At 72.6% G+C, this 21,064-nt stretch carries 17 protein-coding genes; 14 read left to right on the top strand and 3 right to left on the bottom strand.

Annotated elements, in window-relative coordinates; all coding sequences use genetic code 11:
- Positions 1-15: 15 nt before the first annotated feature.
- On the top strand, positions 16-975 hold the full coding sequence (locus AB0C15_RS14460) for an electron transfer flavoprotein subunit alpha/FixB family protein (protein WP_357351874.1): 960 nt from the start codon (positions 16-18) through the stop codon (positions 973-975).
- 93 nt (positions 976-1,068) lie between these two features.
- Here the strand turns inward: AB0C15_RS14460 and AB0C15_RS14455 are convergent, their stop codons facing one another.
- Both AB0C15_RS14455 and AB0C15_RS14450 read right to left on the bottom strand, forming a co-directional pair.
- Complete coding sequence (locus AB0C15_RS14455) at positions 1,069-1,902, bottom strand: anti-sigma factor (RefSeq protein WP_357351872.1); 834 nt, start codon at positions 1,900-1,902, stop codon at positions 1,069-1,071.
- Positions 1,856-2,458, bottom strand: a complete 603-nt coding sequence (locus AB0C15_RS14450) for an RNA polymerase sigma factor (RefSeq protein ID WP_238684699.1) — start codon at positions 2,456-2,458, stop codon at positions 1,856-1,858. The genes AB0C15_RS14455 and AB0C15_RS14450 overlap by 47 nt, the downstream gene beginning before the upstream one ends.
- Positions 2,459-2,688: 230 nt before the next feature.
- On the opposite strand from AB0C15_RS14450, the gene AB0C15_RS14445 reads away from it, so the two are divergent.
- The 7 genes from AB0C15_RS14445 to AB0C15_RS14415 all read left to right on the top strand — a co-directional run bounded on the left by AB0C15_RS14445 (position 2,689) and on the right by AB0C15_RS14415 (position 9,333).
- A complete protein-coding gene (locus tag AB0C15_RS14445) occupies positions 2,689-3,519 on the top strand; it encodes a DUF4397 domain-containing protein (RefSeq protein WP_357351869.1) in 831 nt (276 codons plus the stop codon).
- A complete protein-coding gene (locus AB0C15_RS14440; protein ID WP_357351867.1) occupies positions 3,516-4,169 on the top strand; it encodes a class F sortase in 654 nt (217 codons plus the stop codon). Before AB0C15_RS14445 ends, AB0C15_RS14440 begins: the two co-directional genes overlap by 4 nt.
- A gap of 104 nt (positions 4,170-4,273) precedes the next feature.
- Positions 4,274-5,449: a cysteine desulfurase family protein gene (locus AB0C15_RS14435; protein ID WP_357351865.1), complete on the top strand. Its 1,176-nt coding sequence runs from the start codon at positions 4,274-4,276 to the stop codon at positions 5,447-5,449.
- 325 nt (positions 5,450-5,774) lie between these two features.
- Complete coding sequence (gene mnmA / locus AB0C15_RS14430; RefSeq protein ID WP_357351862.1) at positions 5,775-6,848, top strand: tRNA 2-thiouridine(34) synthase MnmA; 1,074 nt, start codon at positions 5,775-5,777, stop codon at positions 6,846-6,848.
- 37 nt (positions 6,849-6,885) lie between these two features.
- Complete coding sequence (locus AB0C15_RS14425; protein WP_357351860.1) at positions 6,886-7,890, top strand: methionine synthase; 1,005 nt, start codon at positions 6,886-6,888, stop codon at positions 7,888-7,890.
- A 36-nt stretch (positions 7,891-7,926) separates the two neighbouring features.
- Positions 7,927-8,292 carry a VOC family protein gene (locus tag AB0C15_RS14420; RefSeq protein WP_357351858.1) on the top strand — a complete coding sequence of 122 codons (366 nt, stop codon included), beginning with the start codon at positions 7,927-7,929 and terminating at the stop codon, positions 8,290-8,292.
- A 27-nt stretch (positions 8,293-8,319) separates the two neighbouring features.
- Positions 8,320-9,333, top strand: coding sequence for an ADP-ribosylglycohydrolase family protein (locus AB0C15_RS14415; protein ID WP_357351856.1), 1,014 nt, complete (start codon positions 8,320-8,322; stop codon positions 9,331-9,333).
- Positions 9,334-9,550: 217 nt separating this feature from the next.
- Here the strand turns inward: AB0C15_RS14415 and AB0C15_RS14410 are convergent, their stop codons facing one another.
- Positions 9,551-10,114: a type II toxin-antitoxin system PemK/MazF family toxin gene (locus AB0C15_RS14410; RefSeq protein WP_357351854.1), complete on the bottom strand. Its 564-nt coding sequence runs from the start codon at positions 10,112-10,114 to the stop codon at positions 9,551-9,553.
- A 293-nt stretch (positions 10,115-10,407) separates the two neighbouring features.
- On the opposite strand from AB0C15_RS14410, the gene ligA reads away from it, so the two are divergent.
- The 6 genes from ligA to AB0C15_RS14380 all read left to right on the top strand — a co-directional run bounded on the left by ligA (position 10,408) and on the right by AB0C15_RS14380 (position 21,041).
- Positions 10,408-12,543: an NAD-dependent DNA ligase LigA gene (gene ligA, locus AB0C15_RS14405; RefSeq protein WP_357351852.1), complete on the top strand. Its 2,136-nt coding sequence runs from the start codon at positions 10,408-10,410 to the stop codon at positions 12,541-12,543.
- 128 nt (positions 12,544-12,671) lie between these two features.
- On the top strand, positions 12,672-15,260 hold the full coding sequence (locus tag AB0C15_RS14400) for an EAL domain-containing protein (RefSeq protein WP_357351850.1): 2,589 nt from the start codon (positions 12,672-12,674) through the stop codon (positions 15,258-15,260).
- 145 nt (positions 15,261-15,405) lie between these two features.
- Positions 15,406-15,711 (top strand): Asp-tRNA(Asn)/Glu-tRNA(Gln) amidotransferase subunit GatC, encoded by a 306-nt coding sequence (gene gatC / locus AB0C15_RS14395; protein ID WP_357351848.1) that lies wholly within the window; start codon positions 15,406-15,408, stop codon positions 15,709-15,711.
- On the top strand, positions 15,708-17,183 hold the full coding sequence (gatA, locus tag AB0C15_RS14390) for an Asp-tRNA(Asn)/Glu-tRNA(Gln) amidotransferase subunit GatA (protein WP_357351846.1): 1,476 nt from the start codon (positions 15,708-15,710) through the stop codon (positions 17,181-17,183). The genes gatC and gatA overlap by 4 nt, the downstream gene beginning before the upstream one ends.
- 10 nt (positions 17,184-17,193) lie before the next feature.
- Entirely contained in the window at positions 17,194-18,687 is a 1,494-nt protein-coding gene (gene gatB / locus AB0C15_RS14385; RefSeq protein ID WP_357351844.1) for an Asp-tRNA(Asn)/Glu-tRNA(Gln) amidotransferase subunit GatB, read from the top strand.
- Positions 18,684-21,041 (top strand): pyruvate dehydrogenase, encoded by a 2,358-nt coding sequence (locus AB0C15_RS14380; RefSeq protein ID WP_357351842.1) that lies wholly within the window; start codon positions 18,684-18,686, stop codon positions 21,039-21,041. The genes gatB and AB0C15_RS14380 overlap by 4 nt, the downstream gene beginning before the upstream one ends.
- Positions 21,042-21,064 lie beyond the last annotated feature (23 nt).

Here is a 21,064-nt window from a genome sequence, read left to right as displayed (position 1 = left end):
GAGGGGGGTTCTGACATGTCCGAGGTTCTCGTCGTCGTCGAAGCCACGAAGGAATTCGGCGTCAAGAAGGTCACCCTGGAAATGCTCACCCTCGCGCGTGAGCTGGGCACCCCGAGCGCGGTGGTGCTCGGCGGCGCCGGTGCCGCCGAGGCGCTGAGCGGCAAGCTGGGCGAGTACGGCGCGGAGAAGATCTACGCCGCCGAGGGTGACGAGATCGACGGTTATCTGGTGGCCCCCAAGGCGACCGTGCTGGCCGAGTTGGTCAAGCGGGTGCAGCCCGTCGCCGTGCTGCTGGCCTCTGCCCAGGAGGGCAAGGAGATCGCCGCCCGGCTCGCCGTCAAGCTCGACAACGGCATCCTGACCGACGTGGTCGGCCTGGACGCCGACGGCACCGCGACGCAGGTCGCCTTCGCCGGCTCGACGATCGTCAAGTCCAAGGTCACCAAGGGTCTGCCGCTGGTCACCGTCCGGCCCAACTCGGTCACCCCCGCCCCGGCGGCGGCCAGCCCGGCGATCGAGCAGCTCAGCGTGTCGGTCACCGACACGGACAAGCTGGCCAAGGTCGTCGAGCGGGTCGCCGAGCAGAAGGGCTCCCGCCCCGAGCTGACCGAGGCCGGCGTGGTCGTCTCCGGCGGTCGCGGCGTCGGCAACGCCGACAACTTCAAGCTGGTCGAGGAGCTGGCCGACCTGCTCGGCGGCGCCGTCGGCGCGTCCCGCGCGGCCGTCGACTCCGGCTTCTACCCGCACCAGTTCCAGGTGGGTCAGACCGGCAAGACGGTCTCCCCGCAGCTCTACGTCGCCCTCGGCATCTCCGGTGCCATCCAGCACCGGGCCGGCATGCAGACCTCGAAGACCATCGTCGCGGTCAACAAGGACGGCGAGGCGCCGATCTTCGAACTGGCCGACTTCGGTGTGGTCGGCGACCTGTTCAAGATCGTCCCGCAGGCTGCCGAGGAGATCCGCAAGCGCAAGTGACCCTGCGAACGACAGTGGCCGCCCGTGCGAACGGGCGGCCACTGCCAGGTGGGGAGCTGATCGGCGAGCCGGGGAGCTGAGCCGGCCCGCCGATCAGCCCGTCAGGGAGCCCCTCAGCAGGCTGTCGCCGGAGTGGCGGGTGTTGTTGTCGTACTGCTCGGCGGAGACGTCGACCACCGAGTAGGTCTTGAGGTCGACATTCGGGGGCAGGGGTAGCAGCGCGTCCGAGCCGCCCCCCAGGGTGCCGATCGAGAACATCTCCATCGTCGTCGGATTGATGAGCCAGACCTCGTAGTACCCAGGGACGCTCGGGAGATTCGCCACATGCAGATGTAGTTGGCCGTCCTGGAGAACGCGGGCGTCGCCCTTGGCCGTCGGGGGCGTCGCACCGTACGCCGCGAGCGGTGCGCTCGCCACCACCACCGGCTGCGGGGTGGGCGTCGGATCGTCGGGTCGCAGCACCGAGACGGTGCCCACCACGCCGACCGCCGCGGCGGCGGCCGCGGTCACCGCGGTGGCCACCCAACCGGACCAGCCGCGACCCCGGCGGGATCGCCGCGCCGGGTCCAGCCGGGTCACCGTCGACCCGGCCACCGCGCCGGAGGTCCGCTCGGCCATCGTGGTGTCGGCCTGTCCGGCCGTCGTGGTGTCGGCCTGTCCGGGCACCAGGTGTCGACGGGCTTCGGTCCGCAACGGGCCGGCCTCCACCGCCCTGACCTGGGCTTCGATGCCCTGCCAGACGTGCTCCGGCGGGTCGGGCAGGTCGGTCAGGCCCTGGGTCTCGGCGCCGAGCCCCGCCACCTGCCGAAGGGTCGCCACCTCCGCCCGGCAGAGCGCGCAGGTGCCGAGGTGGGTGCTCTCCCCGTCGACCGCCTCGCTCTCACCGAGTGCCAGAAATACCAGCCGGTCGTGGTCCAGGTGCTGCACCGTCCACCTCCCATCTGCGCTTCAAGCTCGCCATGCCGCGTCGGATGTGACTCTTCACGGTGCCCAGCGGCACCCCGGTCACCGTGGCTATCTGCTGGTGTGTCAGGTCGTCGTAGAAGGCCAGCTCCAGCATCCGTCGCTGGTCGTCCGGGAGACGCGCCAGCTCGTCGGCGATCACCAACCGGTCCACCACGCGGTCCGGGTCCGGCTGGGTCTGCGCCGGCTCGGGCAACTGTCGGACCGTCTCCACCACCCGGGTCTCCCGGGCCGAGGCGCGCATCCGGTCGATCACCTTCCGCCGGCCGATGCCGAGCAGCCAACCGATCAGCGACCCCTTGGCCGGGTCGAACGTGTCGCGACCCAGCCAGGCGGCGACGAACGTCGCCTGGGTGACGTCCTCGGCGTCGCTGCGGTTCGCCAGCATGGACGTGGCCAGGTGGAGCACGGCACGACCGTAACGGTCGTACGCCTCGCGCAGCGCCACGTCGTCGCCGTCACGGAATCTGCGGTCGAGGTCGTCCACCGGAGGGTCCGGTTCCTGTCGTAGCGCCGTCATCGGGCGGCTCGCCTTCGATGGGGCATGCCCGACTGTAGCTGCCACAGTCCCCGCCCCACTTCCCCGGTCGATGTCATCTCACCAGCTCTTCGTCCCCCGACCCCGTTGCGGATGCAGTCGAGGCCGGAAAAGAAAAGTGCCTCCGGGGCGCATCCGCCCGTTCGGGAGCCGGCGTAACCCGTTCTGCAAGCCCGGCCTGACGAATCAGCAGTTATCACCAGGAGGCAGACATGCAGCTCTCGTACTTCCGTCGGGTCGCCGCGGGCGGCGCGGTCGCGGCGCTGGCCTTCACCGGCGTCGGCGCGTTCACCGCCAGCCCCGCGTACGCCGCCACCTCGAAGGTCTCCGTCGTGCACGGCATCCCGGACACCCCCGTCGACGTCTACGTCAACGGCAAGAAGACGCTCGACAACTTCAAGCCCGGCGACGTCGCCGGCCCGCTGAACCTGGAGGAGGGCGACTACGACATCGCGCTCACCAAGCCGGGCGAGCCGATCGGCAGCGCGATCCTCAAGGTCGACAACGCCGCGGTGCCGGGCGGTGCGAACGTCAGCATCGCCGCCCACCTCGACGCCGCCGGCCAGCCGAAGATCACGCCGTTCGTGAACGACGTCTCGAAGGTCGCCGCCGGCAAGGCCCGGCTGATCGTCCGGCACACCGCCGCCGCCCCGGCGGTCGACGTCCGGGCCGGCGGCACCCCGGTCTTCGAGGACCTCACCAACCCGAACGAGGCCAAGGGCGACGTCGACGCGGGCACCGTCAAGGCGGACGTGGTGCTCGCCGGCACCGACACCGTGGCCATCGGCCCGGCGGACCTCGACCTCAAGGAAGGCACCGCCACGATCGTCTACGCGATCGGCTCCGCCGAGGGCAAGAGCCTCGACGTGGTGGCCCAGACCATCACCGGCCTGCACTCCGCCCCAGGCGGCGTGCCCAGCGGTGACGGCGGCCAGGCCGGCACGGGCGTGCACACCTGGTGGTACGTGCTCACCGGTGTCGGCGTACTCCTGCTCCTTGGTGGTGGGGTGCGGATGGCGACCGCACGGACCGGCCGCAAGTGACGGTGCGCAACCGCGGCGCGCTGGCGGCGGTGGCCGCCGGCGTTGCCGCGCTCACCGTCGCCACGCTGGTGGCGTGCGCCAACCAGCCGGCCGGGACGGTGGGGGCCGACGAGGCGACAGCCCTCACCAGTGCCCCGCCGGCCGGTACCGACGCCCCGTCGGTGCCGGTGACCGCAGGCGAGTTGCCAAACGGTGCGAAGACCGTCCCGCCGGTCCGGCTGCTGATCCCGGAGATCGACGTCACGGCCACCGTCAACGCCGTCGGCATCAACGAGCGGACGAACGAGTTCGAGGTGCCGCCGAGCGTCGACCAGATCGGGTGGTACCGCTACGGCCCCGGCCTGGAGGCGGACGCCGGCTCGGTGGTCATCGCCGGCCACGTGGACAGCGCCAAGCAGGGCAAGGGGGCGTTCTTCCGGCTGCGGGAGCTGGACCAGGGGGACACGCTCACCGCGACCGGCAGCGACGGCGAGCGGCGGCGCTACCGGGTCGTCGCCCGGGAGGAGTACGCCAAGACCAAGATCCCGTTGGAGCGGTACTTCGCCCGCGACGGCAAGCCACGGCTGACCCTGATCACCTGTGGTGGCCCGTTCGACGCCAAGGCGCGCAAGTACCGGGACAACATCGTCGTCACCGCCGTACCCGCCTGAACAGGCCCGCGCGTATCCGGCCGGGGTGGACTTCCACCCCGGCCGTCGCGTGCGGTCCCCTCCGGCATTCGGCCCCCCACGTGTCGGCCGTACGCTTGAGGGCGATGGCTTACCTGGATCACGCGGCGACGACTCCGATGCTCGACGAGGCACTGGAGGCGTACGTCGCTACCGCCCGCGAGGTCGGCAACGCGTCCTCCCTGCACGCTGCGGGCCGCCGCGCCCGCCGACGGGTCGAAGAGTCGCGCGAACGCGTGGCCGCCGTGCTCGGCGCCCGGCCCTCCGAGGTGATCTTCACGGGTGGCGGCACGGAGAGCGACAACCTCGCGGTCAAGGGCATCTTCTGGGCCCGGCGGGGCGCCGGCCCCGACCGCCGCCGGGTGGTCTCCAGCGCCGTCGAGCACCACGCGGTGCTGGACGCGGTCGACTGGCTGGCCGAGCACGAGGGCGCCGAAGTCGGCCTGCTGCCGGTGGACGCCGTCGGTCGGCTCGACCCGGAGGACCTGCGCGCCGAGCTGGCCGCGCACGCCGACCGGGTGGCCGTCGTCACCGCCATGTGGGCGAACAACGAGGTGGGCACCGTCCAGCCGGTGGCCGAGCTGGCCGCCGTCGCCGCCGAGCACGGTGTGCCCTTCCACACCGACGCCATCCAGGCGGTCGGTCAGGTGCCCGTCGACTTCGCCGCCAGCGGCGTCGCCGCGCTGACCGTCACCGGGCACAAGTTGGGCGGCCCGATGGGAGTGGGCGCGCTGCTGCTCGCCCGGGACGTGCCGGCCACGCCACTGCTGCACGGCGGCGGCCAGGAACGCGACGTCCGATCCGGCACCCTGGACACCGCGGGCATCGTCGCCTTCGCGGTCGCCGTGGAGACGGCCGTGAAGGGCCAGCAGGAGTACGCGGCCCGGGTGGCCGCGCTGCGCGACGACCTGATCGAGCGGGTCCGCCGGGCAGTGCCCGAGGTGATCTACAACGGTGACCCGACCGACCGGCTGCCCGGCAACGCGCACTTCTCCTTCCCCGGCTGTGAGGGCGACGCCCTGCTGCTCCTGCTCGACGCCCAGGGGATCGCCTGCTCGACCGGCTCCGCCTGCTCGGCCGGTGTGGCCCAGCCCTCGCACGTACTCCTCGCGATGGACGCCGACGACGACCGCGCCCGCTCCTCGCTGCGCTTCACCCTGGGCCACACCAGCACCCAGGCCGACATCGACGCACTGATCGCGGCCCTACCGGCAGCAGTCGACCGAGCCCGCCGAGCCGCCGCCCTCCGCACCCCCCGCTAACCGCGCCCGCGCCGCCGCCCCCCCCTCGCCCCTGCCCCACCCCTCCGAGCGTGCCCCGCTCCTTCGGGCGTCGATCAAGGAGTTGTGGTGGGTGGCAAAAGGTGCTATTCGCATTCTTCCGGGCGCCACAACTCCATGATCGACGGGGCAAGGCGGGGCGGGGCGACGGGGCAAGGCGGTGCGGGGCGACGGGGCAAGGCGGTGCGGGGCGGGACGGGGTGGGGTGACGGGGTGGGGGTTGGGGTTTGGTGGGGCGGGGGTTTTCGGGGGTGGTGGATAGGGTTGTCGTGGGGGAACGGATGGGACGGGGAAGGGGAGTGGGTCGGTGAGGGTTCTGGCGGCGATGTCGGGTGGGGTTGACTCGGCCGTGGCGGCGGCGCGGGCGGTGGCGGCCGGGCACGACGTGACCGGCGTACACCTGGCTCTGGCGCGCAACCCACAGACCTACCGGACCGGGGCGCGCGGCTGCTGCACCCTGGAAGACTCCCGGGACGCCCGGCGGGCGGCCGACGTGCTCGGCATCCCGTTCTACGTCTGGGACATGGCCGACCGTTTCCACGAGGACGTGGTCGACGACTTCGTCGCCGAGTACGCCGCCGGCCGTACCCCGAATCCCTGCCTGCGCTGCAACGAGAAGATCAAGTTCGCGGCGGTGCTGGACCGGGCGGTGGCCCTGGGCTTCGACGCGGTGGTGACCGGGCACCACGCCCGCCTCGGCGCGGACGGGCTGCTGCGGCGCAGCGTCGACCTGGCCAAGGACCAGTCGTACGTGCTCGCCGTGCTCACCCGCGAGCAGCTCGACCGTTCGATGTTCCCGCTCGGTGACTCGACGAAGGCGCAGGTCCGCGCGGAGGCTGCCGAGCGTGGCCTGGCCGTGGCCGACAAGCCCGACTCGCACGACATCTGCTTCATCGCCGACGGGGACACCCGCGGCTTCCTGGCCGGCCGGCTCGGTGCGGCCCCCGGCGACGTGGTGGACGCCGCCACCGGCGCGGTCGTCGGCAGTCACAGCGGCGCGTACGCGTACACGGTGGGGCAGCGTCGCGGTCTGCACCTGGACCGTCCCGCCCCGGACGGTCGGCCGCGCTACGTGCTCTCCATCACGCCGAAGACCAACACGGTGACGGTGGGCCCGGCCGAGGCGCTCGAGGTGTCCGACGTGCACGCCGTACGGCCGGTCTGGACCGGTGGGGCGCGCCCGGACGCGCCGGTCGAGTGCGAGGTGCAGTTGCGCGCGCACGGCGACGTGGTGCCGGCGACCGTCGCCCTGAACGGTGACCGGCTGCACGCCGAGCTGCGTCGACCGGTGCGCGGGGTCGCCGCCGGCCAGGCCGTGGTGGCGTACCGGCCGGACCCGGCCGGCGACGTGGTCCTCGGCTCCGCGACCATCACCGGCTGACCGCACGGCCCGGGTGTCCGCGGGATAGCCTTCGCCCGTGACAGATCAGGCGTGGCCCTGGCCGGCTGGCGCGGCAACCGGAATCGGTTCGCTGCCCGGCACCGACATCGGCGAGGCCCAGCGGGTGGTCCTCGGTGAGCTTCCCGACCTGCCGCACCTGCCCGAGTTGCCGGCCCGGGGCCCCGGAGCGGACATGATCGGCAGGTCCGCCGGGCTGCTCGTCGAGTTGCCCGTCGAGGTGTACGCGGGGCGGTGGCGGGTCGCCCCACGCGCGGGCCGCGACCTGCGCCGGGCCCGTGACCTGATGGAACGCGACCTGGACCAGCTCGCCGAGCAGGCCGAGGGGTACGCCGGGCCGATCAAGGTGCAGGCCGCCGGCCCGCTCACCCTGGCCGCCTCCCTGGAGTTGCCGATCGGTGGCCGGCTGCTGCGCGACCCCGGCGCGGTCCGGGACCTGACCGGCTCCCTCGCCGAAGGGCTGCGCGCGCACGTCGCGGCGGTCGCCCGTCGGCTGCCCCAGGCGTCGGTGCTGCTGCAACTGGACGAGCCGTCGCTGCCGACCGTGCTGGCCGGGCGGGTGCCGACGGAGAGCGGGCTGGGCGCGTACCGGGCGGTCGATTCGGTGGACGCCGCCGCGCTGCTGCGCACGGTCGTCGACGCGGTCGGCGTACCGACGCTGGTGCACTGCTGCGCCCCGGACGTGCCGTTGGAGCTGATCCGCTCCACCGGCGCCGTCGCGGTCGCCCTCGACCTGGACCTCGTCACCAAGCTCGACCCGTTGGGCGAGGCGATCGACGCCGGCCTCGGGGTGTTGGCCGGGGCCGCGCCGACCCGGCCGCCGTCGGCCGGTGGCGCGCCGACCTCCGCACAGATCGCCGATCGGGTACGCCAGGTCTGGGACCGCCTGGGCTTTTCCCGCCGGCAGCTCGCCGAGCAGGTGGTGGTCACTCCGGCCTGTGGCCTCGCCGGTGCGACCCCGCAGTACGCCCGGGCGGTGCTCGCGGCGTGCCGGGACGCCGGCCGACGGCTCGCCGAGGTGTGAGGTTTCCTGTCGTACCCGCTGGGCAGGATGGCGGTCATGATTGGACAGCTACGTTCAGTGGTGATCGACTGCCCGGATCCGCACGTGCTCGCGTCGTTCTACGCCGAGCTGCTCGGCGTGCCGTTGACCGAGGGCACGTCCGGCGACGACTGGGTGGTGCTCGGTGGTCCGCCCGGTCACCAGCCGCGTCTGGCCTTCCAGCAGGCGCTCGACCTGCGGCCGCCGGCCTGGCCGGATCCCGAGCGTCCACAACAGTTCCACCTCGACGTGACGGTGGACGACATCGAGGCTGCCGAGAAGGCGGCGCTCGCGCTCGGCGCTCGACGACTGCCGGGTGAGGGCGAGGGCTTCCGGGTCTACGCCGACCCGGCCGGCCACCCGTTCTGCCTCTGCTGGGACTGAGCCCACCGTGGGTCGCGGCGGGCAGGCATGATGGCCGCCGTGATCCACACCTCTGCGCTTCGCGCCTCCGGTTCGCTCTTCGGCCTCGCCTACGGTGACGCGCTGGGCAAGCCGACCGAGTTCCTGACCGTCGCCGATATCGAGCGCCGGTACGGCCCGGCCGGTCCACGCGAGCTGGCCGGCGAGCCCGCACTGGTCACCGACGACACCCAGATGGCCCTGGCGGTGGGTTGGGCGCTGCACGAGGCGCCGTCGTTCACGCCGGAGGCGGTCGAGCCACTGCTGCGGCGACGCTTCCTGGCCTGGGCGGTCAGCCCGGACAACAACCGCGCCCCGGGCATGACCTGCCTGCGCGCCTGCGCCGAGCTGAGTCGCGGGGTGCGCTGGCAGGAGGCGACGGTGGCCGGCTCGAAGGGCTGCGGGGCCAACATGCGGGTCACCCCGGTCGGGTTGCTCGACGTTGACCTGGACACGCTCGCCGGGTTGGCCCAGTTGCAGGCCGGGCTGACCCACGGCCACCCGACCGGGCTGGCCGCAAGCGAACTCACCGCGTACGCGGTCTCCGCGCTGCGCGCGGGCGCCACCCTGCCTGAGGTGCCCGCGCTGCTCACCGAGCGGGCGCTCGCCCAGCGCCTGGTCTACCGGGAGCGGTGGCTGGGCGACCTCTGGCAGCGCCCGGGGGTCGGCACGCCGGAGGAGTTCATCGCCCAGGGCTGGGACGAGTGCCTGGCGGTGCTGGGCCGACTGACGGACACCCTGGCGCAGCCGGACGACGGCGGTGACCCGTGCCAGGCCACCGGGGAGGGCTGGGTGGCCGAGGAGGCGCTGGCCACCGCGCTGCTCTGCGCCGTACGGCACGCCGACGACCCGGTCGCGGCGCTGGCCCGGGGCGCGACCACCGCCGGCGACTCCGACTCGATCGCCGCCCTGGCCGGCGCATTCGTGGGCGCGGCCGTCGGCATGACCGGCTGGCCGCGCGAGTGGGCCGACCGCATCGAGTACGCCGACCAGTTGGCCACGCTCGGCGCGGCCTGGGACTGACCGCAGCCTGGTCCGGCCTGGCCTGGTCTGGTCCGGCCTGGTCTGGTCCGGCCTGGCCTGGCCTGGTCCGGCCTGGCTCGCGGGCCCTTTGGCGTGATCGACTCGGGGTCCTGGAAACCGGGGTATCCGGGAGCCTTGGACGCCGCGACTTTCAGGAACGCGAGTTGATCAAATTCGGCGGTCGGCCGCGAGGGCTGTCAGGGTGGTCGAAGGGTGGTCAGGGGTTGGTCAGGTGGCGCAGGTTGCGTACCTTTCGCCACAGGTCGGCGTCGCAGCGCCCGGCGCGGTCGGCGAAGGCGGCCGGGCTGATCCGGACCGGCTCGGTGAGGCTGAGGTAGCTGTCGTGTTCCGCGCCGGGGTCCCAGTCCCGGGTGGGAATCCGCACGTGGTCGTCCCGGTCGCTCTTGTCCTGGCTGGTGATCTTCAGGACGTCAGCGCCCCGGGAGTCGACGCGCAGCACCAGACATGGGCGCACCTTCGACCCGCTGCCGTCGGCGTACGGCACGTCGGCCCACCAGATCTCACCGGGGGCCGGATCACCGTCGTGCCGGTCGGTGTCGCGCGGGCGGGGTGTGGTGGACGGCCGCTCGGCGCCACGTGGCCGGGGCGGGGCGGAACGACGACCGCCGGTGCTGCCCCGACCCGGCCCGGTCTCCCGACGCCGCTCGGCCTCCCGGTGCCGCCAACTGTTCCACGCCCAGCCGGCGGCCACCGCCAGCAGGATCGCCGCCGCCCAGAACAACGCCTCGCGCATCCGTACCTCCGCCTCCCGGCGTCCCACGGACCGCCATCGTCCGGCGATCCTCGCACGCCGTGGTCGGAGTCGCCCGCCAACCACACCGCCGCCGCCCCGCCGGCGCCGATCTTGCAGTTTCGGTCGCCGAAATGCACGGAAGGTCCCTTATTTCGCGACAGTAACTGCAAGATCGCGGGAGGGGTGGATCAACGGATCACGGGGCGTGACTGAGGGCGGGTCGCTTCGGGCGCGGGCGGGCGGCGGATTGTCCCACCGGCCCGATACGGTGCCGGAGTAGCGTGATCAGGGAGGTCGCAGGCGTGTCCGAAGGTGGCGGTGTGTCCGAGGAGCAGATCGGTCAGCAGGTCAGCCCGGCGCAGGAGGCGGCGGCCGGGGCTGAGCCGACGCCGCAGGCCAGGGAGCGGCATGCCGCCCTGAGTCAGGAGTTGACCGAGCACCAGTACCGCTACTACGTCCTGGACGCGCCGACCATCCCCGACGCCGACTTCGACAGGCAGTTGCGCGAGTTGGAGGCGTTGGAGGCGGAGTTCCCGGCGCTGCGGACGCCCGAGTCGCCGACCCAGCGGGTGGGTGGCACGTTCTCCACCGACTTCACCCCGGTCACCCACGCCGAACGCATGCTCTCGCTCGACAACGCCTTCGCCGACGAGGAGTTGGCGGCCTGGGCCGAGCGGGTCGAACGTGACGCCGGCGGCCCGGTGCCCTACCTGTGCGAGCTGAAGGTCGACGGGCTGGCGATCAACCTGACCTACGAGAACGGTCGGCTGGTCCGGGCCGCGACCCGGGGCGACGGGCGCACCGGTGAGGACGTCACCGCAAACGTCCGCAGCATCCGGGACGTGCCCGGCCAGCTCGCTCCGTCCGCCGAGTTCCCGCACATCCCCGAGCTGGTGGAGGTCCGGGGGGAGATCTACTTCCCGATCGCCGCGTTCGCCGACCTCAACGCGGGTCTGGTGGAGCAGGGCAAGGCGCCCTTCGCCAATCCTCGCAACGCCGCCGCCGGCAGCCTCCGGCAGAAGGACCCCCGGGTCACCGCCACCCGGCCGCTGCGCCTGGTGGTGCACGGCATCGGCGCCCGTCGGGGGTTCCAGCCCACGGCGCAGTCCGAGTCGTACGCGGCACTCAAGTCGTGGGGTCTGCCGACAAGCGACAGGTGGCGGGTCGTCCCGGACCTGGCCGGTGTCGCGGAGTTCATCGCCTACTACGCCGAGCACCGGCACGACGTCGAGCACGAGATCGACGGCGTGGTGGTCAAGGTCGATCCGGTCTCCATCCAGGGTCGGCTCGGGTCGACAAGTCGTGCGCCCCGCTGGGCGATCGCCTTCAAGTACCCACCGGAGGAGGTCACCACCACGCTGCTCGACATCGACGTCAACGTGGGGCGCACCGGTCGGGTCACCCCGTTCGCCGTGCTCGAGCCGGTGCGCGTGGCCGGTTCCACGGTCGCGCTGGCGACCCTGCACAACGCCCGCGAGGTGGAGCGCAAGGGGGTGCTGATCGGCGACACGGTGGTGCTGCGCAAGGCCGGCGACGTCATTCCCGAGGTGCTCGGCCCGGTGGTCGACCTGCGGCCCGCCGATGCCCGGCCGTTCGTCATGCCGACCAGTTGCCCGGCCTGCGGCACCCCGCTCGCGCCGTCGAAGGAGGGCGACGTGGACATCCGTTGCCCCAACACCCGCAGCTGCCCGGCGCAGTTGCGGGAGCGGGTGTTCCACCTCGCCGGCCGTGGTGGGTTCGACATCGAGGTGCTCGGTTACAAGGGCGCCGCCGCCCTGCTCGACGCGGAGATCATCAGCGACGAGGGCGACCTCTTCCTGCTGGACGCCGAGCAGTTGTCCCGGTCGCCGTTCTTCGTCAACAAGGACGGCAGCCTGGGCACCAACGCCACCAAGCTGCTCGACAATCTCGCGGTCGCCCGGGAACGGGACCTGTGGCGGGTGCTTGTGGCGCTCTCCATCCGGCACGTCGGCCCGACCGCGGCCCAGGCGCTCGCCCGGCACTTCCGCTCGATGGACGCCATCGACGCGGCCACCGAGGAGGAGCTGTCCTCGGTCGACGGGGTCGGGCCGACCATCGCGGCGAGCATCCGAGAGTGGTTCGCGGTGGACTGGCACCGCGAGGTGGTCCGCAAGTGGGCCGAGGCCGGCGTACGGATGGCCGAGGAGGCGGTCGACGAGGGGCCGCGCCCGTTGGAGGGGTTGACGGTGGTGGTGACCGGCACGCTCGCCGGTTTCTCGCGCGACCAGGCTGCCGAGGCGGTGCAGATGCGGGGCGGCAAGGTCAGCGGGTCGGTCTCCAAGAAGACGAGCTTCGTGGTGGTGGGGGACAACCCCGGGTCGAAGGCCGACAAGGCCGCCAGCCTGAAGGTGCCGGTGCTCGACGAGGACGGCTTCCGGCTCCTGCTCGACGCGGGGCCGGACGCCGCACGGGACGTCGCTCAGCTGAGCGGCTGACCGCGTATACCAACTTAATTACGACTACGACCGATTCGTGACTGTCATACCGGGAAACTGGGGGCCGAGGGCGTTTCATTGGGTCACGGCGTGCGCACCGGCACGCCGATGGTCGGTCGGGAGGTGTGGTGGAGGTCGCCGACCCACGCAACTCGCTTCCTGCGGGGCGGGTCGCACCGTTCGCCGCCTTCGTCGTCGGCATTCTGGTGGTCGCCGCGTCGACCGCCGCCGTCCCACTCGCGACGCTCCCCGGTGAGTTGTCCGAGTTGCCGGTGGCGTTCTGGACGATGGCCGCGCTCGCCGTGGTCTGCGACGCGCGCCCGTTCGTTCCACCGGGGCGCCGGCAGACGTCGGCGGTGTTCCCGTCCACCTGTTTCACCTTCGCGATCCTGCTCGGCTGGGGCCTAGGCCCGGCGGTGGTCGTGCAGGCGGTGGGCGTGGTCGTCTCGGGTTGGCGGATGCGGCACGCCGCGTGGCGCACAGCGTTCAACGTGGGCCAGTACGCGTGTGCTCTCGCCGCCTCGTACGGGGTGATCCAGCTCGGGTCGGGCACGATCTTCTCCGGCGGGCGGTTGCACTGGACCGACGTGGCCGCCGTCGGTGGTGCCACGCTTGCCTGGTTCGTCGTCAACTACGGGTTGGTGAGCTGGGCGGTGCGGCTGCGTTTCGGTGACCGCTGGTGGCCTACGGTCCGCCAGGGCCTCGGCTTCGAGTTGCTCTCCACCGGCTCACTGCTGCTGCTCGCCCCGGTGCTCGTCGCCGCGTCGCGGGTCAGTGCCGCGTTGATCCCGCTGGTGCTGGTGCCGCTCTTCGCCGTCTACCGGATGGCGCGGTTGACGAACGAACAGCAGCACCTCGCCGCCGCCGACCCGCTGACCGGGCTGCCCAACCGCAAGGCCCTGCTGGCCGAGGTCGCGGAGCAGGTGCACGTGCACGCCGAACGGACCGCCCGTGGCGAACCCGACGGGCAGCTCGCGCTGCTGCTGATCGACCTGGACCGCTTCAAGAACGTCAACGACGCCCTCGGGCACTCGGTGGGTGACCGATTGCTGGTCGAGGTGAGCGCTCGGCTCACCGACGTGCAACCTCGACCCCAGATGATCGCCCGGCTCGGCGGTGACGAGTTCGCGATCGTGATGACCGGCCTGACCGACGTCGGTCAGGCGCGGGAGTTGGCCGACCGGGTGGTCCAGGCGTTGGCCGAGCCGGTGCCGCTGGACGGGTTGCCGTTGGACGTGGGCGGGTCGATCGGGATCGCCCTCTTCCCCGAGCACGGCGAGGACTTCGCCACCCTGATGCGGCACGCCGACGTGGCGATGTACGACGCCAAGCACCGCAACGACACGGTGGCCGTGTACGCCCCGGAGTCCGATCACAACTCCGCCGAGCGACTCGGTCTCCTCGCCGACCTGCGCCGCGTCCTGGAGGCCGGCCCGTCGGCCGGGGTGCCGAGCGAGACCGAGCGCGCGGCCGACGTACCAGTTGGTGCTTCTGCGGAGGTGCGCGGCGGTGACGGGGCGGCGCTGCCCACCGGGGCGACGGCCGACGGCCCGCTGCCCATCGCGACGCCGGGCCGACCCTCGCCGGCGGCGGACCCGGCGCCGGTGGTCGCCACGGCGCAGCCGGGAGTCGCCAGGTGGTGGGCACGCCGCCGACGTGCCGATGCCGGGCTGGTGCACGCCGACGAGCTGATCAACCGGATTGCCACCGGAGCCGACCCGATCCGGGGCCGAAACGCCCGCGCCACCGTCGCCGGCACCCGGTCCGGTCCGCTCCGGGAGCGGCCCGCCGGGGGCGCGAACGGCCGGCGGGCCTCGACCGGGAGCGCGGTGGGCAAGGGTCGCCCGGGGGTACGGCTGGACGCCGGACCGGGTACGCCGGGGCAGCCGATCGAACCGACCGGGTGGCACGCGGACGATGAGCCGGCCGACGACGCCGGGGACATCACCATGTACTACCAGCCGCAGATCGCCATCGCGACCGGCGAGGTGGTCGGCGTCGAGGCTCTGCTGCGGTGGCGGCACCCCCGGCGGGGCATGGTCGACCCGGAGGAACTCATCCGGGTCGCCGAGCAGAGCGCCGTGATGCGACTGCTCACCCGTCGCGTCGTCGACGACGTGGTGGAGCAGCTCGCCAAGTGGTCGGCGGCCGGCATCGGGCTGCGCGCGGCGCTAAACGTGAGCGTGCGCGACCTGCACACAGGTGAGATCGCCGACCAGATCGCCGACCGGCTGGCCCGGTACGGGGTGCCGGCCGAACGGCTGCAGGTCGAGATCACCGAGGGCGCGTTGATGGCCGACCCGCGTCGGGTGTTGGCCACCATCTCCCGGCTGCACCGGATCGGGGTGGCAATCTCGCTCGACGACTTCGGCACCGGCTACTCCTCTCTCCAGCACCTGCGCCGCCTGCCGCTGTCCGAGGTGAAGGTGGACCGCTCGTTCGTCCTCGGCATGGCCGACGACGCCGACGACGCGGCGATCGTCCGGTCGATGATCGAGCTGGCCGGCGCCCTGGGGTTGCGGGTGGTCGCCGAGGGTGTCGAGGACGAGCGGACCTGGCGGATGCTGCACGCCGCCGGCTGCGACGCCGCTCAGGGCTGGTTCTACGCCCGGCCGATGCCGGCCGAGGAGTTGGTGACCTGGCTGGCCCGGTACCGGCCGGTCCGCCCGACCGGCGGGCACCCGCAGTCCGACGGGGCGCGGCGCCCCACCCGTTGAGCCGGCACGAGGGCCGCCGGAGGGGGAGTCGGGGACGCGGCACCGGAGCGGAACAATAGACTCGCTCCGGTCACCGCGTGTCACGCTCCACCCGTCGCGCGGCCGGCACACCGCCCGACCAGCAGGAATTCAGAAGGGGGCACGGATGGCCGCCATCTCCCGCGAGGAGGTCGCGCACCTGGCGCGCCTGTCGCGGCTCGCCGTCACCGAGGAGGAGCTGGACACGTTCGCCGGCCAGCTCGACGTGATCCTCCAGGCGGTCGCAAAGGTCGGCGAGGTCGCCGCCGCGGACATCCCGCCGACCTCGCACTCGGTGCCGCTGACGAACATCTTCCGCGAGGACGTCGTCACGCCGTGCCTGACTCCGGAGGAAGCGCTGTCGGGCGCGCCCGACGTCGAGGACCAGCGGTTCCGCGTACCGCGGATCCTGAGCGAGGATGTGGCCTCATGAGCGATCTGACCGGAATGACCGCGACGGAGATCGCGGCCCTGGTCGCCGGGGGCGAGACGTCCGCCGTCGAGGTGACCCAGGCGCACCTGGATCGGATCGCCGCGGTCGACGACCGGGTGCACGCCTTCCTGCACGTCGACACCGACGGCGCGCTCGCCGCGGCCCGCGCGGTCGACGAGCGCCGGGCCGCCGGCGAGGAGTTGGGCCCGCTCGCGGGTGTGCCGGTCGCGGTCAAGGACGTGCTCGCGACCCGGGGCGTGCCGACCACCGTGGGGTCGAAGATCCTGGAGGGCTGGCGCCCGCCGTACGACGCGACGATCGTGCAGCGGCTGCGGGACGCCGGCACGGTGATGCTCGGCAAGACCAACATGGACGAGTTCGCGATGGGCTCCTCCACCGAGTACTCGGCGTACGGCCCCACGCACAACCCGTGGGACCTGAGCCGGATCCCGGGTGGCTCGGGTGGTGGCAGTGCCGCCGCGTTGGCCGCGTACGAGGCGCCGCTGGCGATCGGCTCGGACACCGGCGGTTCGATCCGCCAGCCCGGTGCGGTCACCGGCACGGTGGGCGCGAAGCCCACCTACGGTGGCACCTCCCGGTACGGGCTCGTCGCCTTCTCCTCGTCGCTCGACACTCCCGGCCCGTGTGCCCGCAACGTGCTCGACGCGGCCCTGCTGCACCAGGTGATCGCCGGCCACGATCCGCGTGACTCCACCTCGATCCCGCAGCCGGTGCCGGACGTGGTGGCGGCGGCGAAGCTCGGGGCGACCGGTGACCTGACCGGTGTGCGGCTGGGCATCGTCAGCGAGTTCGTCGGCGAGGGCGCCGAGCCGGGCGTGATGGCCGCGTTCCGCGAGTCGGTGGACGCGCTGACCAAGATGGGCGCCGAGGTCGTCGAGGTGTCCTGCCCGACGTTCGCGTACGCGCTGCCGGCGTACTACCTGATCGCCCCGAGCGAGTGCTCCTCCAACCTGGCCCGGTTCGACGGTGTCCGGTTCGGCCTGCGGGTCGGCGACGACGGCAACCGGTCGCTGGAGGAGGTCATGTCGCTGACCCGGGAGGCCGGCTTCGGCCCGGAGGTCAAGCGCCGCATCATGGTCGGCACGTACGCGCTGTCGTCGGGTTACTACGACGCGTACTACGGGCAGGCGCAGAAGGTCCGGACGCTGATCACCCGGGACTTCACCGCCGCGTTCGAGCGGGTCGACGCGCTGATCTCGCCGACCACCCCGTCGGTGGCGTTCCCGATCGGCGCGCGGACCGCCGACCCGTACCAGATGTACCTGGCCGACCTGTACACGATTCCGACGAACCTGTACGGCGGGCCGGGCATCTCGGTGCCCTGTGGGCTCTCCGAGGGGCTGCCGGTCGGTCTGCAGGTGATGGCCCCGACGATGGCCGACGACCGGATGTACCGGGTCGCCGCCGCGTTGGAGTCCGCCGTCGGCACGTTCACTCCACCGGCGCTGTGAGGGAGCCCCGATGACCACGACACTGCCCGCGTACGACGAGGTCGTTGCGCGCTTCGAACCGGTGATCGGCCTGGAGACCCACGTCGAGCTGGGCACGAACACCAAGATGTGGTGCGGCTGCCCGACCGACTTCGGTGGCGAGCCGAACACCCGGGTCTGCCCGGTGTGCCTGGGCCTGCCCGGGTCGCTGCCGGTGGCCAACAAGGCGGCCATCGAGGCGATCATCCGGATCGGCCTGGCGTTGAACTGCTCGATCGCCGAGTGGTGCCGGTTCGCCCGGAAGAACTACTTCTACCCGGACATGCCGAAGAACTTCCAGATCAGCCAGTACGACGAGCCGATCTGTGTCGACGGTTACCTGGACGTCGAGGTCAACGGCGAGACGGTGCGGATCGAGATCGAGCGGGTGCACCTCGAGGAGGACACCGGCAAGACGCTGCACGTCGGTGGTGCCACCGGCCGCATCCACGGCGCGACCGAGTCGCTCGTCGACTACAACCGGGCCGGCATTCCGCTCGTCGAGATCGTGACCAAGCCGATCACCGGCACCGGCGCGCTCGCCCCCGAGGTGGCCAAGGCGTACGTCGCCGAGCTGCGGGACGTGATCCGCACCCTGGGCGTCTCGGACGTGCGGATGGAGGAGGGTTCGCTGCGCTGTGACGTGAACACCTCGCTCAACCTGCCCGGCGCGGAGTGGGGCACCCGTACCGAGACGAAGAACGTCAACTCGCTGCGCTCGGTGGAGCGGGCGGTCCGCTCGGAGATGCTGCGGCAGGCGTCGGTCCTCGACGCGGGCGGTCGGATCACCCAGGAGACCCGCCACTTCCACGAGGACACCGGCGACACCACCCCGGGTCGCTCGAAGGAGACGGCGACCGACTACCGGTACTTCCCCGAGCCGGACCTGGTGCCGATCGCCCCGGACCCGGCCTGGGTCGCCGAGCTGAAGGCCGCCCTGCCGGAGCTGCCCCGGGTGCACCGGCGTCGCCTTCAGGAGCAGTGGGGCCTGTCCGACCTGGACATGCAGTCGGTGTTGAACGCGGGCGCGGTCGAGCTGATCGAGGCCACCGTCGCCGCCGGCACCACGCCGGCCGCGGCCCGCAAGTGGTGGCTTGGTGAGCTGTCCCGCCGGGCGAACGAGAGTGGTGTGGAGCTGGCCCAGATCGGTGCCACCCCCGCCCAGGTCGCGGAGCTGCAGGGGCTTGTCGACGCCGGCAAGCTCAACGACAAGATGGCCCGCACGGTGCTGGAGGGCGTGGTCGACGGTGAGGGCTCGCCCACCGAGATCATGACCAGCCGGGGCCTGGAGGTCGTGTCGGACACCGGCGCGCTCACCGCCGCCGTGGACGAGGCCATCGCGGCGAACCCGGGCATCGCCGACAAGATCCGCAGCGGCAAGGTCGCGGCGGTCGGCGCGCTCGTCGGCGCGGTCATGAAGACCACCCGGGGTCAGGCCGACGCGAAGACCCTGCGGGAGCTGATCCTGGAGCGACTGACCCCGTGACCCAGCACGACCTCGATGTCCTCGACGAGATCCAGCGGCGGGTGCTCTGGCTCGCCACCCGGATCGTGGACGCCGCGAACCACGACCGGGCCACCGGCGACGGTGTGAAGGTGGGCGGCCACCAGGCGTCAAGCGCCTCCCTGGTCACGGCGATGACCGCGCTCTGGTTCGCGCACCTGGACGCGGAGGACCGGGTCGCCGTGAAGCCGCACGCCTCCCCGGTGTTCCACGCCATCCAGTACCTGCTCGGCAACCTGGACCGCTCCTACCTGCCCCGGCTGCGGGCCCGTGGTGGCCTCCAGTCGTACCCGTCGCGCACCAAGGACCCGGACGAGGTGGACTTCTCCACCGGGTCGGTCGGCCTGGGCGCGGCGGCACCGCTCTTCGCCGCCGCCACCCGGCGGTACGTCGACGCGCACTTCGGGGCCCGACCGCACTCCCGGTTCGTGGCGCTGATCGGTGACGCCGAGCTGGACGAGGGCAACATCTGGGAGGCGGTGGCCGACCCGGCGACCACCGGGCTGGGCAACGTCATGTGGCTCGTCGACTTCAACCGCCAGTCGCTGGACCGGGTGGTCCCCGGCATCCGGATCAACCAGTGGCGGGGGCAGTTCGAGGCGGCCGGCTGGCACGTCGTGGAGGTCAAGTACGGTCGCCGGCTCGCCGAGGCGTACGCCCGGCCGGGTGGCGAGGCGTTGCGTGACTGGATCGACGCGATGCCCAACGAGCAGTACCAGTCGCTGTTCGGGTTGGCCGGCCCGGCCCTGCGCAAGCAGTTCCTCGACGGCGCTCCGGCCGGCATCGCCGAGCTGATCGCCGACATCACCGACGAGGACCTCGGCCCGCTCGTCACCGACCTGGGCGGGCACGACCTTCAGGCGATGCTCGACGCGTACGCCCAGTGCGACGCGGTCACCGACCGGCCCAGCGTCGTCTTCGCGTACACCGTGAAGGGTTGGGGGTTGCCCATCGCCGGCAACCCGCGCAACCATTCCGCGCTGCTCAGCACGGAGCAGGTGGACACGCTGCGCGCCGCACAGGGCCTCACCGCCGAGACCGAGTGGGACCGCCTCGACCCGGCGTCACCCGCCGGCATCCAGGCCGGCGCCCGCCGGGAGGCGCTGTCCCGCGCGCCGCGCGAGCGTGCGCTGGGGGTCACCGTTCCGGAGAGCACGGGAGTACGCGCAACCAAGCCGATCTCCACCCAGGAGGTCTTCGGTCGGGTGCTCGTGGACCTGGCGCGGGACCGCGAGGTGGGCCGCTACCTGGTCACCACCGCCCCGGACGTGGCCACCTCCACCAACCTGGCCGGGTTCATCAACAAGACCGGGGTGTTCGCCCCGACCGAGCAGCGTTCATGGACCGAGGACCGGATGCTGCGCTGGACCGAGAGCCCCGCCGGGCAGCACATCGAACTGGGCATCTCGGAGATGAACCTGTTCCTGCTGCTGGGTCAGCTCGGGCTGTCCTGGGACCTGTCCGGGCAGCCGCTGCTGCCGGTGGGCACGGTCTACGACCCGTTCGTGCTGCGCGGCCTGGACGCGTTCCTGTACGGCACGTACTCCGGCTCCCGGTTCGTGGTGGCCGGCACCCCGTCCGGCATCACCCTCGCTCCGGAGGGCGGCGCGCACCAGTCCACCATCACCGCGTCGGTCGGCCTGGAGTTGCCCGGGGTGACCTTCGTCGAGCCGGCGTACGCGGCGAGCCTCGACTGGCTGCTCTGCGACGCGCTCGGGCAGATCGCCGGCGGGTCGGCACCGGCCGCGACCGCCGCGCCCGCCGAGGACGGCGCGTACTACTTCCGGTTGAGCACCCGACCGCTGGACCAGACGCCGTTCGAGGCGGCCCGGGCGCGGCTCGGCGACGCGGTGCTGCGCCGGCAGGTGGTCGCCGGGGCGTACCGTCTGGTCGACGCGCACCAGGCGTACCCGCACCTGGCCGACGCCCCGGTGGTGCAGTTGGCCGCCTCGGGCGCGGTGCTGCCCGAGGTGCTGGCCGCCGCGGCGGAGTTGGCCGACGAGGGCATCGCCGCGCACGTGGTGGACGTGACCTCGCTGGACCGGCTCTACCGGGCCTGGCAGCGCACCCTGCGCCAGGGCGTCCGGACGGCCACCGTGCCCAGTGTGCCGGGGGCGCTGCGGTCCGCGTTCGCCGACCGGGTGCCGGTGGTGTCGGTGCACGACGCCGCGTCGCACGCGATGGCCTGGCTCGGTTCGGCGGTCGGCGCGCCGGCGGTGCCGCTCGGGGTGGACGAGTTCGGCCAGTCCGGCAGCGTCGCCGAGCTGTACGAACTGCACGACCTGCTGCCCGGCAGCATCGTCAACGCCGCCCTGGCCGCCATCGCCCTGCGCTGACTCAGGCGAGGAGTGTTGTCACT

The sequence above is a fragment of the Micromonospora sp. NPDC048835 genome (assembly GCF_040649995.1).
Taxonomy (GTDB): Bacteria; Actinomycetota; Actinomycetes; order Mycobacteriales; family Micromonosporaceae; genus Micromonospora.
The sequence above is the reverse complement of the archived record's forward strand: the minus strand, read 5'-3'. Positions and strand labels throughout refer to the sequence as shown.

Excerpts from the sequence above, each read along its gene's own strand:
- AB0C15_RS14460 (WP_357351874.1), top strand. The coding sequence starts at position 16 with ATGTCCGAGGTTCTCGTCGTCGTCGAAGCCACGAAGGAATTCGGCGTC.
- AB0C15_RS14450 (WP_238684699.1), bottom strand. The coding sequence starts at position 2,458 with ATGACGGCGCTACGACAGGAACCGGACCCTCCGGTGGACGACCTCGAC.
- AB0C15_RS14445 (WP_357351869.1), top strand. The coding sequence starts at position 2,689 with ATGCAGCTCTCGTACTTCCGTCGGGTCGCCGCGGGCGGCGCGGTCGCG.
- AB0C15_RS14435 (WP_357351865.1), top strand. The coding sequence starts at position 4,274 with ATGGCTTACCTGGATCACGCGGCGACGACTCCGATGCTCGACGAGGCA.
- AB0C15_RS14420 (WP_357351858.1), top strand. The coding sequence starts at position 7,927 with ATGATTGGACAGCTACGTTCAGTGGTGATCGACTGCCCGGATCCGCAC.
- AB0C15_RS14415 (WP_357351856.1), top strand. The coding sequence starts at position 8,320 with ATGATGGCCGCCGTGATCCACACCTCTGCGCTTCGCGCCTCCGGTTCG.
- gatC (WP_357351848.1), top strand. The coding sequence starts at position 15,406 with ATGGCCGCCATCTCCCGCGAGGAGGTCGCGCACCTGGCGCGCCTGTCG.
- gatA (WP_357351846.1), top strand. The coding sequence starts at position 15,708 with ATGAGCGATCTGACCGGAATGACCGCGACGGAGATCGCGGCCCTGGTC.
- gatB (WP_357351844.1), top strand. The coding sequence starts at position 17,194 with ATGACCACGACACTGCCCGCGTACGACGAGGTCGTTGCGCGCTTCGAA.